The organism is Aquimarina sp. AWH4_224 (genome assembly GCF_056160245.1).
On record NZ_JBSWWU010000034.1, the window covers coordinates 1 to 2,582 of the forward strand.

Annotated in this window: 1 protein-coding gene; it reads left to right on the top strand. The window is 34.9% G+C overall.

All coding sequences use genetic code 11. From position 1 onward, the window contains the following. Positions 1-2,582, top strand: a 2,582-nt coding sequence (locus tag ACXAGJ_RS24555; RefSeq protein ID WP_474843815.1) for a hypothetical protein, incomplete at both ends; no start/stop codon positions are given.

Below are 2,582 nucleotides of genomic sequence, written 5' to 3' on the forward strand. Positions count from 1 at the left end.
CCTGCAAGTGGAAGTGATACTGCCGAACATTGGAATACGGTAAAAGTAACATCCTACGATATTACTGAAAATGAAATCGCTAAAACCAAATCCTATTATGACGATCTAGGAAAATCGGTACAAATACAAACCAAAGATTATAAAACCAATAAAATATGGGCTAGTGAAACCAGATATGATCATCAAGGAAGAGCAGCTCTACAAACCTTAAGCGCTCCGACCAATGATGATATCCCTTCGGATTTTCTATATCGACAAGATTTCATTAAAAACAATACGAATAATACATTTTCTGATGCAGATTTTGAGGCGCAACCAGAAAATCCTGCTACAGTAGGAACACAAGCCAATTCTCTAGGGTGGTATTATAGTCAAAATAACTCTACCGAACCGTATCAAGATATTACTCAACACCCCTACTCTAGAACAATATATAGCCAACTTAATCCCGGGGCTGTGTTAAAAACTATCGGTGGAAATAAAATGAACGGAGAATGGAAAAATGGTTATGTATTCTCTATGCCAGCAGGACAAGAACTATCACAATCCGTTGCGTTTGGCGATTCCAAATATAACAACTACAAAATTACAAAGACCATCGCCAGAGATGTACACGGTGTAGAAACTGTAGTATTTACAGATATTGACGGTAGAACTCTTGCTGCTGCTAGAAGTGGTAACGAAAATGGTAGTAAACCTATACGATATTCGACAATAACTCTGGATCAACAAAATTTTGTTGACATACATATCCCTAAAGGAACTAAAGGTATTGTAGTGAAAAATTACTTGAATAGTGAGCTATCTAACAGCCCTCATTTTTTTGAAGTTTACGATTTAACAACTGAACAAAAAATAACTACTCCGTTTGCAGAATTGCCTCCTGGACTTTATAGAATAGCAAGTATTACATTAACCTATAATTGGATCCCAAAAAAAGTAACTTACCCAGAAAACTATTATGAGTATAGCTTAAACGAATATGATAAAGCTGGACGATTAATAGCTTCTTATCAACCTTTGAATAAACTAAAAAGTGATTTTCAATACAATGCTTTAGGACAATTAGAATATACCAAAAGCCCTGATGAAGGAGAAGCGTGGTTTAAATACCAAAAAGACGGACAAATACGATTCTCTCAAAACAGTAAACAAAAAGAAAATAGCTTTAGCTTTTCTTTTACCAATTATGACCAAAAAGGAAGAGCTATTGAAAGTGGACTCTTCTTCCCTAAGCCGGTAACCGATGTATTTCCTAATATAAACCCTGATAACGATTTACCTACAGGAATCAAAGCTGAAAGGCATCTTACTACCTATGATGAAATACCTGAAAACGATATCAACACATTACCAACTAACTACAAAAACCCAGAGTTCCTAGCCGGAAATGTAGCTAAAACTTGGAATGAAAATACTACTACATGGTATAGTTATGATATCTACGGAAGAGTACAATGGATTGTACAAAATATAAATGGATTAGGCTTTAAAACTATAGATTATGAGTATGACCCGATCACTAGCCAGGTACAAAGAGTATTATACCAAAAAGGAGCATCTGATCAGTTTATTCATCGCTACACCTATGATCCGGTTGACTTTAATCTAACTATGGTTGAAACATCAACCAATGGATCTTCTTATGTGCAACATGCTGCTTATGAGTATTATGAAACCGGAGCCCTAAAAAGACTCAACCTGGCACAAGGATTACAAGGAATTGATTATGTATATAATTTAAACGGCGCTCTAAAAAGTATCAATCATCCAAACCTAAATACAACCAGTGACCCAGGAGGAGATAATAACGACCTCTTTGGAATGAACATACATTATTACAATGGAGATTACTCTAGAACAAATACACCGAATCCAATTACAACCACTCCTAATGGTATTGAACAATACAACGGGAACATCAAAGCTTTAACTTGGAACACCAAAAATCAAAATAATGGTAATCCAGATACCTACTACTATAGCTATGATAAAAACAATTGGTTAACTGGGGCTAGCTTTAATCAAAATGTAAACGAAGTAGACCCTAACCTGCAGCAAAACGAAACACGAAATCAATCGGTTACTGCCACAGAAAATGTAAAAGCTACTCAATCCATTGCATTACTACCTGGATTTAGTATCACTGCAAACAACGGCCGTACTTTTAGTGCCAAAATTGCTACCGATGGAACGGTACTAGGAAATGCAGATTATAATGTATACGATATTACATATGACGCCAATGGAAATATCAAAAAACTAAATCGCAATAAAAATACAGTGAACGGTAACAATGCAATGGATAAACTGTCTTACGTCTATAAAAATGATAAACCAAATCAACTATTACGTGTAGATGATGCCGCAGGAGATGTCTCTGGAGCTGATGATATTGGAGATCAAAATGGAAACAACTATGAATATAATAGTATAGGGCAATTGACTAAAAATAATCAAGAAAATATTACATATATTTATAATACTAATGGACTGGTCAATGAAATCAAAAAAAACAACCAAACATTAGTGAAGTTCTTTTACAATGATAAAAACCATAGAGTACGTAAAGAAGCATACAA